This window comes from Moorena sp. SIO3H5, from assembly GCF_010692395.1.
In the GTDB taxonomy this organism is placed as follows: domain Bacteria; phylum Cyanobacteriota; class Cyanobacteriia; order Cyanobacteriales; family Coleofasciculaceae; genus Moorena.
In genome coordinates, this window is record NZ_JAAHHS010000012.1 from 42094 (window position 1) to 55407 (window position 13314).

Annotated in this window: 9 protein-coding genes; 3 read left to right on the forward strand and 6 right to left on the reverse strand. The window is 44.1% G+C overall.

Features of this window, described 5'->3' with window-relative positions; translation table 11 throughout:
* Positions 1–80: 80 nt before the first annotated feature.
* From guaA to F6K52_RS03140, 3 genes are all read right to left on the reverse strand, one after another.
* Positions 81–1724, reverse strand: coding sequence for a glutamine-hydrolyzing GMP synthase (gene guaA / locus F6K52_RS03130; protein WP_293073901.1), 1644 nt, complete (start codon positions 1722–1724; stop codon positions 81–83).
* A 430-nt stretch (positions 1725–2154) separates the two neighbouring features.
* Positions 2155–3300 (reverse strand): cobalt-precorrin-5B (C(1))-methyltransferase CbiD, encoded by a 1146-nt coding sequence (gene cbiD / locus F6K52_RS03135; protein WP_293073904.1) that lies wholly within the window; start codon positions 3298–3300, stop codon positions 2155–2157.
* Between the two features lie 54 nt (positions 3301–3354).
* Positions 3355–4260 (reverse strand): alpha/beta hydrolase, encoded by a 906-nt coding sequence (locus tag F6K52_RS03140; protein ID WP_293073907.1) that lies wholly within the window; start codon positions 4258–4260, stop codon positions 3355–3357.
* 263 nt (positions 4261–4523) lie between these two features.
* Here F6K52_RS03140 and moaA point away from each other — a divergent pair, with 263 nt between their 5' ends.
* Positions 4524–5510, forward strand: a complete 987-nt coding sequence (gene moaA, locus F6K52_RS03145; RefSeq protein ID WP_293073974.1) for a GTP 3',8-cyclase MoaA — start codon at positions 4524–4526, stop codon at positions 5508–5510.
* A gap of 280 nt (positions 5511–5790) precedes the next feature.
* Here moaA and rpsD read toward each other — a convergent pair whose 3' ends face one another.
* Positions 5791–6399, reverse strand: a complete 609-nt coding sequence (rpsD, locus tag F6K52_RS03150) for a 30S ribosomal protein S4 (RefSeq protein ID WP_070395435.1) — start codon at positions 6397–6399, stop codon at positions 5791–5793.
* A gap of 513 nt (positions 6400–6912) precedes the next feature.
* Here rpsD and F6K52_RS03155 point away from each other — a divergent pair.
* Both F6K52_RS03155 and F6K52_RS03160 read left to right on the forward strand, forming a co-directional pair.
* Positions 6913–7629 (forward strand): thermonuclease family protein, encoded by a 717-nt coding sequence (locus tag F6K52_RS03155; RefSeq protein WP_293073910.1) that lies wholly within the window; start codon positions 6913–6915, stop codon positions 7627–7629.
* Between the two features lie 519 nt (positions 7630–8148).
* Entirely contained in the window at positions 8149–8523 is a 375-nt protein-coding gene (locus F6K52_RS03160) for a hypothetical protein (protein ID WP_293073913.1), read from the forward strand.
* Between the two features lie 487 nt (positions 8524–9010).
* Here F6K52_RS03160 and F6K52_RS03165 read toward each other — a convergent pair whose 3' ends face one another.
* Both F6K52_RS03165 and F6K52_RS03170 read right to left on the reverse strand, forming a co-directional pair.
* Positions 9011–11524, reverse strand: a complete 2514-nt coding sequence (locus F6K52_RS03165; RefSeq protein ID WP_293073916.1) for a HEAT repeat domain-containing protein — start codon at positions 11522–11524, stop codon at positions 9011–9013.
* Positions 11514–12896 carry an ATP-binding protein gene (locus tag F6K52_RS03170; protein ID WP_293073919.1) on the reverse strand — a complete coding sequence of 461 codons (1383 nt, stop codon included), beginning with the start codon at positions 12894–12896 and terminating at the stop codon, positions 11514–11516. The genes F6K52_RS03165 and F6K52_RS03170 overlap by 11 nt, the downstream gene beginning before the upstream one ends.
* Positions 12897–13314 lie beyond the last annotated feature (418 nt).

Sequence of the window (13314 nt, forward strand, 5' to 3'; positions counted from 1 at the left end):
GGTTTTATATTGTTTAGTGATGAGTCATTTGAGCAATTAACAATGGCTAATCACTAATCACTAATCACCCTTTGAAGACACTATTCCCACTCTATGGTTCCAGGAGGTTTAGAGGTAATATCATACACTACCCGATTAACTCCCTTGACTTCATTAACAATCCGGTTGGAAATAGTTTCAAGTAAGTCATAAGGTACTCGTGACCAGTCAGCGGTCATACCATCTTCACTGGAAACAAAGCGCAATACAATCGGATGAGCGTAAGTGCGCTTGTCCCCCATTACTCCCACACTGCGTATTGGGAGCAACACCGCAAAGGCTTGCCAAAAGTCGTTATACATTCCCTGTTGGCGAATTTCATCTCGAACGATGAAATCAGCATCCCGCAGAATGTTCAAGCGTTCTGAGGTTACTTCACCAATGATGCGAATCGCCAATCCTGGTCCAGGGAAGGGATGTCGGCGCACAATCGCTTCTGGCAAGTGGAGGTCACGACCGAGTTGGCGCACTTCGTCTTTAAATAGCTTGCGTAATGGTTCTACTAACTTGAAGCGCAGGTTTTTGGGTAAGCCTCCGACATTGTGATGGCTCTTGATTTTCACAGCTACCCGCTCACCGGTTTTGGGATCAACGTTGGTATGGGCTGATTCAATCACATCGGGATAGAGGGTACCCTGAGCTAAATAATCAAATGGACCAAGACGCTGGGATTCTTCTTCAAAGACGCGAATGAATTCGTGACCGATGCGGCGACGCTTTTCTTCTGGGTCAGTGACACCAGCAAGGAGCTCCAAAAAGCGATCGCGAGCGCTCACATACTCTACTCGAATACAAAATTCTTCCTCAAATAGCTTCACCAACTGCTCTGGTTCCCCTTTGCGCATGAAGCCTTGGTCAATAAACATACAAGTTAGTTTATCCCCAATTGCGCGATGGAGTAAGAAAGCAAGGGTAGAGGAATCTACTCCACCAGACAGAGCCAGCAAAACCCGTTTGTCCCCTACTTTGGCACGCACTTCTCGAATCGCTTCCTCGATAAAAGCAGCAGTGGTCCAAGTGGGTTCACATTCGCAGATGTTGTAAACAAAGTTACGGATTAGGGCAAGACCATCGGTTGAATGCACAACCTCTGGATGGAATTGCACCCCATAAAGTTTTTTCTGATAGTTAGCGATGGTGGCACAAGGGGTATTCTGAGTATGGGCAAGGACTTCAAAGCCATCTGGCAAAGTCACACAGGAATCTCCGTGGCTCATCCACATGGTTGAGTGGTCTCGCACATTGCTCAGTAAGTCAGTGGGGTGATCAATTAGTAAGGCGGCTTTGCCATACTCAGCTTTTTTTGCCCTGGTGACTGTTCCACCTAGTTGTTGCACCATCAACTGCATCCCATAGCAAACCCCTAGCACGGGTATGCCGAGATTCCAAATTTCTGGATCACATAGGGGGGCTTCATCGTCATAGACGGAATTGGGACCTCCAGATAGAATGATGCCCTGGGGATGAAGCTGCTGTAGCTGTTGAGCTGTGGTCTGATAGGATAGTACCTCGGAGTAAACGTTAGTCTCGCGAATTCGACGAGCAATCAGTTCCGAGTATTGAGAGCCGAAGTCCAGAATCACAATTATCTGGCGATTCAACTGCTCTCCTAGAGAGGCTACAGGCAATGCCTCTTTCTGATAAGATAGTTTGTTGGTCCTTAGGGTTACTGCTGTGTTCGTCATGTTTAGTTGTGTGAATGTACGAACAGGTCGCTGCCTAGGTGTGCTTCTGGGCAGCATAAATTAATTCCTATGAACAGATAGGTTGAAAGCTGATGGTTTCCGTAAATTAATCCTTCAACGCCCCAACACTTTGATGTAGATGGTAGCGCTGGCATTAACCAGTTAGTCTGAGTCGTAGACTCTCATCGACGATACAGAACTCTATCTGTTTACGGTTATGTCAGTTTCCACTCCCACACGCACTTCATAGACCTGCCTGGCAGTGGTATGTCTGTTGACACTCTCGTGACTTCTAGTCACGAGATTTTTCAGGGTTTCAGTTTATATGTCCTGAAATCCGAAGTTTCAGCTGATAATCAGGTTAATTTATCATACATTGGGTTCGGCTACAAAATCCGCCTGCCAATGTATGAAGATTTATAAAAATTTATCACAAATTTGAAAATAATGTGCAACCTGTGGCACTGGTAACTATAATCTTGCGATCGCGATCGAACAATACAGAGCCCACCTGGATATGCTGCTCACTGTGTTTGCGGATGTAGTCAAAGCAGCGTTGGTCAATGGTCAATGCGATCGCATGATAAACCTGATTTACCCAATCAGTGCCCTGAGTCTGATCCCATTGACGCAGACAATTCAGAGCAGCTTCAGTGGTTTGACTGCCAAATACTTGCCTGATCAGTGGGGTTGGTACTCCTAACTGCGCACAGTGAGCGGTGAGAATTTCCAGTCGTCCATCAGCTAGGTGGTGGTGAGTGTGAAAAATGCCTCCAGCCAGTTTAATTAACTTACCATGATAACCAAATAACAAAATTTCTGGCACCTGGGAGTACCCAGCTGCTACCAACAACGGTCCGAGCCAATTGGCTGTTTTAACCAGCCGCTCGGGATTAATCCCCAAGGTTCGCGCCAAATCTAAGCCATTTTCTCCCACACAGAATACTAGTGTTCTCGAATGTGAGGAGGCTTGCTCTTTTAGCAATTTGCTGGCTTTTGCTTTTAATTCCTCCTGGTAAGCAGCTAATTGACCAGGAGCACTCAGAGGCTGGGAAATGCCAGTAGTTCCTAGTAGGGAAAGTCCTTCTACTACACCAAAGGCAGAATTAGAAGTACGCTGTGCCAACTTCCGCCCTTCTGGCAAGATAATCGTCACCTGAATTTTCTCTGACGGTGCTAGCAAAGCACTCAAGTTATGGTGCAATAGTTTCTCGGCGTAAGCATAGATGGCTGGTTTCCCTCCGGCATTGATTTGTCGTCCAATTCCTTCACCCCCTAATAACTGTATCGATTCAGTTTGCTCGGAGGAACCCCATTCTACGACTGCCCAAATCGGGGTATTACGGGTAAGGTCAAGGTTATCACCAGGGTTAGAGTGAGTGATAGCTAGCGCTACCCCTTCTCGAATCCTAGCCACTTGCTCAATGGGAATGTCTGCGGTTTCAGGAGGGTTAATTAAGTCCACTGACACCGTTTCAAAGGGTTGACCGTTGCGTAACTGATGGAGGGCGGCTATGGCTGAGGCACAGGCGAATACTGGTAAGGTATATCCAGATTTAGGTAGGGAGGTCGTCATGTAAACAGGTGAAATTTGCGGACGCTTAGTTATACCAGTTTGACCTCTGCATCGCTACTGAGTACTCCCTGTTCTCTTTGCTATATTCCGAAGGGTTTGATATAAGGCTTGAGTATGTATCCAACCTACAAAACCACTGTAGAGACAGTCTCCTTCAGGGCTAGCTACAAATACATGGTGTATTAGTAAAGGATTCTGCCAAGTCCGAATGGAAATGCCATTTTTAAATGTTATATAGGTCTTGGCTCGGTGAAAATTGCGACCATGACCATCAGTCATACCTGGGACGGAGTGTAATTGTTGAATTAAGCTAGTAATAAAGTCTTCTGGTGGAGGAGATTTTGTTATAACTGGATTCGCCCAAAATTTCTGGATTTCTGCTGCGACTAACGGATGATTTTTGAGAGCAGCATGACGCAGATTAGGTAAACAAACGAATTGACTAGGAGAAAACTTGGTTGTCTGTATTGTAATCGTACCGTCGCTACCGTGATCACTATCACCAGCTATTACTAATGTGGGAATCACTGCGCCAATGGACTCTGCTAGTTGTCGGCGGTTGATACCTAAATCCTTTGCGATACCAATACCAATGCCCAAGGGGTCAATAATTCTAGCTAGATCGGCACCACCAATAGGAGAACCAATCAACACTAAGGATTCTACTTGTGACCACCAGTCTCGGTGACGACTGAGGAGTTCTAGCCAAATTAAGCCACCCATGGAATGACCAATAATTCGGATTGGTGTTTGGGGATATGTGACAATGGTATCTAAGACGATGTGTTCGAGTTGGTTGATTAGGGGTTCTATCCAGAGCCAGGTTTTGAACCAACCGAGATCGGGAGCAATGATGGCAGTGCGGGATGTGGCTAAGGATTGGGCAAGGCTTGCGATCGCTTTAGAGTTATCCGCCCATCCGTGTTGTGCGTATAGAATAAAATCTGGTTTGTCGGTCATTGCCCCTAAATCTAGGATACTGGTAGTTTCTTCTCGATTTTAGGTAGGGCAGTAAACCATGAGTAGGCAATTGTGACACTCCCTTGAGGAACACAACACATAATAGGCTTTGCAAGAAAAGGAATGCACCCTAACCGTTGCAGTATCACTGGATTCTTGGAAAGAGATGCTGCATAGCATTAGCTACAAGGGCTGAGGGACTTATTCCGGAATAGATATAACCTATTACCAAAACTGTTTGAAACCCGATGGTTCCAGCAATGATGAATACTGTAGACTATCTCCGGATTAGCTTGATTGACCGCTGCAATTTCCGTTGTCAGTACTGTATGCCTCAAGGAGCAGAGCTTGACTATATCCTACGCCAAGAATTACTCACTGACCAAGAACTGCTGACTCTGCTCAAGGAGGTGTTTATCCCGGTAGGGTTTAGAAAGTTTCGCCTCACTGGAGGTGAACCCCTATTGCGTCCAGGTGTAGTGGAGTTAGTTAGAGCGATCGCATCTTTACCAGAAACACAAGATTTAGCCATGACTACCAATGCCTTTTTACTGGCTGGTATGGCAAACCAACTCTACCAGGGGGGTTTACGGCGGATTAATATTAGTCTGGACTCCCTCAATCGAGAGACATTTGACAAAATTATTGGCAATCGGGGACGTTCGCGCTGGGAACAGACTTGGGAAGGGATAAAAGCTGCCCATCAGGTTGGATTTGACCCGTTAAAGCTGAATGTGGTGGTAATTCCAGGAGTTAATGACCAGGAAGTGCTGGATTTAGCTGCTCTAACCATTGACCGCTCCTGGCACGTTCGATTTATCGAGTTTATGCCCATCGGGAACTCCCAGCTATTTGGTGAGCGAGCGTGGGTACCTTCGGAAGAATTACGGCAGCGGATTCGCGAAAGCTGGGGTTTGATAGAATCGAGTGTCCGGGGTAATGGCCCAGCTGATGTGTTCCAGATTCCTGGTGCCAAAGGCACCCTGGGATTTATTAGTCAGATGTCAGAATGTTTTTGCGATCGCTGCAATCGGATGCGTCTATCTGCTGATGGTTGGCTGCGTCCCTGCCTACTTAATGAACAAGGTCAAGTTGACTTAAAAACTGCTCTACGCAGCGGCGTTGATACCGCTGACTTAAGAGAGCAGGTCAGACAGTTGCTGATGATTAAACCAGAAATCAACTTTAAGGAGAGAGACTCTGGTACTGATAGTTCATATACAAGGACGATGTCACAAATTGGCGGATAGTTTTTTAGGTTACAGGTTAGCAGGTTAGCAGGTTAGCAGGTTAGTCAGGTTAGTCAGGTTGAAGGTTGAAGGTTATTCAGGTTGAAGGTTGAAGGTTACAGGTGTTCTTGGTCTTGGTTCCAGGTTAGCCGGTTCGAGCTTAGTAGGTTCCAGCTTAGAACCTTGGCCTTTCCGCCACGCGTGCGCGTTCAACCTTAAACCTGTTAACTTTCAACCTGTTAACCTTAAACCTGTTAACCTTCAACCTGTTAACCTTCAACCTGTTAACCTTCAACCCGGGTTAGACTTTCCTGGAGTAGTACTCAACCACCAGTAGCTCGTTAATTTGTAATGCTACCCATTCCCGATCAATAATCCCATTCACCTTCCCGGTGAAGGTGTTCTTATCAAACTCTAAATGGCTAGGAAGGTTTGCTAAGCCAGGAAATTCCAAGTTGCGTTCTACTAGACGGCGGGATTGATCACGGTTTCTAACCGCAATCACATCGCCAGGGCGACACTGATAGCTAGCAATATTAACTACTTGACCATTTACAGTAACATGACCATGATTCACGAGCTGACGAGCCGCTGGGATGGTACCTCCCATACCCATCCGGAAGACTGTGTTATCCAGTCGCATCTCTAGCAGTTGCAGCAAAGCTTGTCCAGTGGAACCGGTGGCTCGACGAGCTTTACGGACATAGCGAATTAACTGCTTTTCAGTCACTCCGTAGTTATAGCGCAGTTTCTGCTTTTCTTCGAGACGGATCGCATATTCTGAGCGTTTCCGACGGTTTTGACCATGTTGACCAGGGGGATAGGCACGGCGGGGTGTTTTACGACTTAAACCGGGCAAATCACCCAGACGGCGAACGACCCGCAGACGCGGGCCTCTATATCGGGACATATAACTTCCTCTGTACTATCTTGTGTACTATTTTGACTAAAGATTTCCCAAAACTATTATCCTACAATTTATTAGGACAGTGGGCTACCCAACTCATAAGCGATCGCTCTAGGAAAGAAGACGGGGTAAAGGCTTTGAGGTAAGGTAAGCTATCAGCATTCAGCTATCAGCGATTGGCCTGTGGCCACGGTACTGTTCGCGCAGCGTTTGCGTAGCGCACCTTTGAATAAAATAAGCTGACTGCTGACCGCTGACCGCTGACCGCTAACCGCTGATGACACAACTACCATCAATAATGCTTGTCAGGTTATATAGTGTCAGGATAATTAGTGATAAAAAACCGTCTGCGATTAAATCTTAGTCCTTTTCTTCTGGATGATTGAAGCCCATAGACAGCTAGTAAGTGTTTTGCTATGGTTAGTCTTAAATCTAGAATAGCATCAACTGTTGATTTGAGGCACTGATTGCCTGTTCATCGATTACTTTTATCTGAGTCCTGATAGGATTTACACCATGACAGACTTGATTACTGAAATTTTAAGTAAAGTAGGGTCAGTTCCTCCTCAAGTACCGCCATACTTTGAGTCCCTAGAAACCTACGCTGTTAAGAAAGTTTCCGATGCTGACACCATTGATGTGATTGATGGCTCCGGAGAAGAGATTACAGTGCGTTTCGTTTACATTGATGCACCAGAAACTCCTAAGGGGTGGGGTTACAAAAAACTTGAGGATAAAAATCAGGACAATGCCCTCTATCAAAGTCAATTTAAGTGGGGCAATGAAGGTAAAGACTGGGTCAAAAATTTGGTCGAAGAAAACGGTGATAAAGTTAAATTAAGAATTACTGACATCGACACTCGCTACAATCGTAGAATTGGCGAAGTTTACTTATTGGATGGCACGTTTCTTCAGCATAGTTTAGTAAAAGAAGGATTATCACTGATTTATTACGATTATTTTAGTAAGTGCCCTCGGGAGATGGCTATCTCTCTTCTGTTGGCAGAGGCAGATGCGGAACGCCAAGGCAAAGGGTTATGGCAAGAACCGAAGTCAGGATTTATCCAGCCTTGGTTGTTTCGTCTCCTTAAGAAAAAGCAAAAAGCCTTGCTTGGAGACCCAGATGCATATCAGCAGCTTACAGAAAAAATTCAAACCCTGTTTGAAGACCTAGAAGCTGGCAAAATGACTAACGATCAGTTTGAGGATACCTTTAAGGAGACCCTCAAGTAATACTATCAATTGGGTGCATCTCATATTTGTAAAAAATAAGGGAAGTGTGGGGAGATGGGGAGATAGGGAGATGGGGATATTTTTATTATGGGTAATTATCCTAACATGAGATAAGTTGATCAACTTATAAACAGTTAATCTAGAAATCATCAATGAATTGTGATAATTTTTTTTACGACTCCCTACTTCCTACTTTCTATTCCCTGTTTCCTGTTCCCTGTTCTCTGTTTCCTTTACTATAGAAATTTAAGTTATTAGCTAAAAAAAATACCATTATAATCGTTATTTTGTAACTATTTATGAAAAATTTTGTAAATTGCTTTGATTTTTTTTGTTTTATTCTTGACAATAAGAGTAGCCAATAGTTATATTATAATCATTGAAAAAAACCGCGCTCTCCGGCCACCAACCTGCAAGCGCGGCTTTTCCCCCAAGTTCAATGGAGGTAACTCTATAATAATGGCAAAAAAGCGATTTGTTTATCATTCCATCGATTATCACGAAGCGTTCGCGTAGCGTGTGTGTAGCACAATAGAGCGCCTTGAACAGCTTGCCCAACAGAGGGAGTTAAAGGGCGAGAATTCCTATCCCTATCCCATGACCGAGCGCGAGCAAATCTTGATCCGACTTTACAGTTACTCCGAATTGGGTATGACACCGCAACGGTTTTACCAAAAGTGGGACTTGACTAGGGAAGATATGGCCTTGATCTGCTCTTGCTCCGTTCAAACTGTTAACGGCTGGTTTAACACCAGTTGTCGCTGTTACCCTCCCACTCCTGGTCACTTGCGCCATCTGGCGATTATGGATTTCTTGTTGGAGGATTTCGAAACAATTCCTAAACCGTTATTGGAGCGACTGCATCAAGACAGCGATTGTTGTCGAAGGAGGTAAGAATGTAGAATTAAGAATGTAGAATTAAGAATGTAAAATTAAGAATGTAGAATTAAGAATGTAGAATTAAGAATGTAGAATTAAACACCTACACAGAATTAATTACGTACTCTCAATTTCTGTAATCCTTACATTGTAAGGCTTTGATTTTTGTAAAATGTGTAATCATTTTTGTGTACCTGGTTACAAATTCTAAATTCTAAATTCTAAATTCTAAATTCAAATCTATTCCCATGGTTGGATTTTTACAAATCAAACAGGGATGCTAGACTGGATTTAATGTAACCTAAAATGACTCTCCCAGGGTTTGCGACTTTGGGAGTATTTTACTGGGTGTCAATCATGAAATTACTATATTTCATAATAGTTGTCAAGTCTTTTTTAAAGCTTATTGATAATAGCTAGCAGTTATAAATTCGGTGAGGTAAATCAGTTGAGAATTTTAGGGAATAGGTAAAAAATCCTGTATACTTGATTACTATCAGAACTACCGTAATTTTGCTAATTTCTCTTGAGCATACTGCCGCAGTTTAGGATCAGGGTCATGCTCTGCTCTATTCTGCAATAAGGATCGGGTTTGGGAATGGTTAGGATAATATTTGAGGATGGCCTGAAGGGCTATTTGTCGAGGATTGTCTATCCAGCTTTTCTTACGCTCAAAGGGGTCATTGAGAGTGCGATGCTCTGAAAGAGCCGCTACGCGAACGCATAAAAATTTAAATAACCAAGGCTGATTGGCCGTAGGCCACGCTACGCGATCGTGCCAACCTTGAGCTAACTGTTCAATTGCTGCACATCGCACCCACGAATCTTTATCAGAGCGAGCCGATTGTTGAAGTAGGGGTAAGGTATCTGGGTGGTCTTGGTAACCTTGAGCTAACTTTTCAATTGCTGTAGCTCGTACATCCGAATCAGTATCAGAGCGAGCCGATTGTTGAAGTAGGGGTAAGGTATCTGGGTGGTCTTTGTAACCTTGAGCTAACTGTTCAATTGCTGTAACTCGCACCGTCAAATATTTATCGGAGCGAGCCGATTGTTGAAGTAGGGCTAAGGTATATGGCTGGTTTTTGTAACCTTGAGCTAACTTTTCAATTGCTATACATCGCACCGACCAATTTTTATCAGAGCGAGCCCATGCTTGAAGTAGGGGTAAGGTATCTCGGTGGTCTTTGTAACCTTCAACTAACTGTTCAATTGCTGTAAGTCGCACCTTCCAATCTTTATCAGAGCGAGCCGATTGTTGAAGTAGGGGTAAGGTATCTCGATGGTCTTGCCAATGGGTGGCTACTGCTACAACAGCTTTAGTGCGAATATCACGAACTAACCTTGCCTCATCTCCATACTGGTAATAATCATGATTTAGATCATAATCACTTAAGTCTTTGAAGCAATTCAGTAATTCAGTATCCGTTGATTGAATTTCATACCGATTCCTAACCTCAGACAAACAATCTGCTGCCAGAAATAAATTACCAAACTCATCACCTTCTCCATCTTGTGCCATCAAATAATCAAGAATTTCTCCAGCTTTGTTGGAATCAATCATGCCCACAATCAATCTGAGCACTTCATGCCAAGATTCATCCCGCCAGTGCTGACCAAATACCTCGGTTTGTAACTGTTCTAGGGAAATCTCCTGTTTTTTTTCAAATTTCCTGACAAATTCCCAAGCACAGAAATATTCCAAAAATGTCCGATGCACAAAGGCGTAGTAATCGGCTCCCATGAAACACAATATAAAATTGCGGGTGCGCAACTGATTAATCATTACCTTAGCAACGGCTCTCGGGTCATTAACATCCCGTAATTTAAGCTCCTCTTTTATAATCGTTTCTAAATCCTCTCCACTAATCAAATTTCCCGCTAACCCTGCTTGATTTCCCTGCATGAAATATGCCACTTTTCCCAGCATCTGTTGCTTATCTTGATAATCAATAGTCTTGGGATCAACACGATTATCTTCTAGTAATGCTCGCTCTACATCCCATTGATGGAGCAGTAAGCGAGACGCTTGGTTATAGAGTTCAGACCGGTCACGAGGCAATTCTTGATTGCGGTTCAGGATTGCCATCATGGTTAGTAATAGGGGATTTACCGCCAGTTGTCGAATCGGGGAGGATGTGTCTATGGCTTTTTGTAAGCGCTCCTGTTTCCTAACTTTATCCGCTTGATTAGTAAAGGTTAATTCATGCCACTTCTCGATAAAGGTTTGAATTTGTTCCGACTCCAAGTCTTGGAGCATAACATGATGAAATTCAGCATTTCGTAGCCGTTGGGGTTTATAACCAATGACGCGAGATGTAACAATTACTCGTACCTTAGGATAGGTATTGGTAAAACGATGAATATCGGTAATCACATCTTCTCGTTTCCCTGGCTCAAACACTTCATCCAAGCCATCAAACATCACTAATACTTTACCAGCCTTTAACTGGTGATGCAGTTGATGTTGATTCAGATGACAGATGGAGCCACTGCTTTGATTGCAAAATTCCAAGAAGTTATTACACTGTCCACTATCGCGATTGCGGATATAGGTGCGTAATTCAATCAGTAAGGGAATTGGTAGAGAAAGGGCAGTATTCAAATCTGTTCTTGCCCAATTTAATGCTAAATATTGCAGCAAGGTAGATTTACCGGAGCCTGGGTCTCCTAAAACCACCAAATAGGGATAACTTTGAGAGTCCTTAATAACATCCAATACGGATTTAAGCGGCTGTTGATGATAAAGCTTTTTGGCTCGCTTCAACTCCTCTAGCTCAATTTCTATGTCTAGTTGACCACTGTCTCCCAGTTGTTTATAATAATCTTTAGGAAGTTCATGAAGAGCTGACGGCATCAGGTCATGAACCTCTCGCACATTTTTTGGCTGAACGCGCACGCGTGCGCGTAGCGCATTAGCTGACTCTCTGTTCCCTGTTCCCTGTTCTCTGTTCCCTGTTCCCTGTTCCCTGTTCCCTGTTCCCTGTTCCCTACTTCTGCCGCGAAGTCTAGCTTCCATTCAACTCTTTGGCATCAGCTAACACGGGATTGATATCATACCAGCATCCGTGGTCATTACAATACTCAAACACAAACAAACTCTTCAACAGGATTTGGTATTCCTCCTCACCCCTGACAGTTTTGTGTTCAGCCACATTTCTGAGCAATTGCCACTCATCCGGTGTAATTGCCCTGCTCAATTCATTGCGACGCTGACTAATCACACTGTCTAGCAAGTTACCAGATAAAGGCGGTTCGTCTTTCCTGAGGCAGTTCCGGAGCAGCACCAGCAAATTCCTGACATGACCCCCACTAAATAGACACAGCCGATCCAAGGTCTGTGGGCTATCAAACACTTTTGTAATTAAACCGAGCCGTTGCTCTGGCTCCACATCTGGGAAGGCTCTGGCTAAGACCATCTCTCGCAGCAAAGCAATTCCAGCATCACTGGGACTACCATCTGCTTCTTTTACCCGTACCATCGGTAACACTTGGTGCTCACAACCAAAGCGATTCCTGAGGTTTTCTTGGTCATTAGAAAATGCCAAAATCAGGGGAATGGTGTAGACCACATGGCATTTGAGTTGATTAAGATACTCCCCCTGGTCTACAAACAAATATTCTGGCTGATTGCGTTGCCCTGACTTAGGTTTATTATGGATCCGGTCAAGATTATCCACAATCACCACTAGTCCAGCTTTACCCTGCTGTTGCAGCTGCTGTTGAGCTGGTTCAATCAGTTCTGTATTAATCGCTTCTAAAATATTGTTGACCCGTGGCTCTAGATGTTGTCGCAATAGGGAGCGAATGTCCTTAGAATTCTTAGCTTTCGTAGTAATTTCCCCAATCCCAAAGGCTAGGGAATACTCGTCCTCTTGTGAGCTGAGGCCAATCTCATCAGGTATTTTCACCCCTACACCACCGGCCTGAAACTCAGGAACTTTGAATTTCAACCCGGTCACCTCGGAGTTTAACAACTTAGCCGCCCCTTGCACTAAGGATTGGAAGCGGGTGGGTTGGAGTTTAATTTTAGCTTCCTCCAGACTTTGAATCACCTGACGAGCAATGGTCAGCAAAATATCACTGATCTCTACATCTGCCAGATCCAAGTCATTAGAGGACTCAAAATAAACGACATGATATCCCTGTTGTTCTAATTCCCGTTTCAATCGCGATAACTCCGTAGACTTGCCACAGCCCATGTGTCCCGTAAACAACTGACAGGTGGGCTCGTCTTCTGAGAAGGTAATGGTGCGTCTGAGTTCTCGAATAATATTGCTGCCCCGCACCTCAGAAAAATCAATGTAATATTGTTGGTCTTCAGCCTTGCCCAGATTCAGGGTTTTACTGGGATTACAGACCCGAAAAAATCTGCTGAAATTCACTGTCATTAAAATTTCCCCCGGTAGACGAATTGACTATAGTCAGATGGCACCCCGATATCTGCCAGATCGACATAGCTGACAACTAGAGGCTTATAGCGCTATTGGCGCTATAGCCTCTATATAATCTATCGACTTAATAGCTACACATTATGCAATTGACATTTTCCGTTCATCGCAATAAAATGTAACATTATTCCCAATCCTGATGCTATATGATGCAGTATCGCAGCAAAAAGTTGCCTGAAATGTCATAAATGCTATCCTCCCTTCATACTCCCTACTTCTAGTGTGGCTCATCAGTCAGACTCTTAGCAGTACCCGATCGGGTACCTTGGTGTTAGGGAGCAGGGAGTAGGGAGCAGGGAGCAGGGAATAGGGAACAGGTAATAGGTAATAGGTAATAGGTAATAGGTAATAGGTAATA

Coding starts and splice junctions, on each gene's coding strand:
- guaA (WP_293073901.1), bottom strand. CDS start 1,724: ATGACGAACACAGCAGTAACCCTAAGGACCAACAAACTATCTTATCAG.
- cbiD (WP_293073904.1), bottom strand. CDS start 3,300: ATGACGACCTCCCTACCTAAATCTGGATATACCTTACCAGTATTCGCC.
- F6K52_RS03140 (WP_293073907.1), bottom strand. CDS start 4,260: ATGACCGACAAACCAGATTTTATTCTATACGCACAACACGGATGGGCG.
- moaA (WP_293073974.1), top strand. CDS start 4,524: ATGAATACTGTAGACTATCTCCGGATTAGCTTGATTGACCGCTGCAAT.
- rpsD (WP_070395435.1), bottom strand. CDS start 6,399: ATGTCCCGATATAGAGGCCCGCGTCTGCGGGTCGTTCGCCGTCTGGGT.
- F6K52_RS03155 (WP_293073910.1), top strand. CDS start 6,913: ATGACAGACTTGATTACTGAAATTTTAAGTAAAGTAGGGTCAGTTCCT.
- F6K52_RS03165 (WP_293073916.1), bottom strand. CDS start 11,524: ATGGAAGCTAGACTTCGCGGCAGAAGTAGGGAACAGGGAACAGGGAAC.
- F6K52_RS03170 (WP_293073919.1), bottom strand. CDS start 12,896: ATGACAGTGAATTTCAGCAGATTTTTTCGGGTCTGTAATCCCAGTAAA.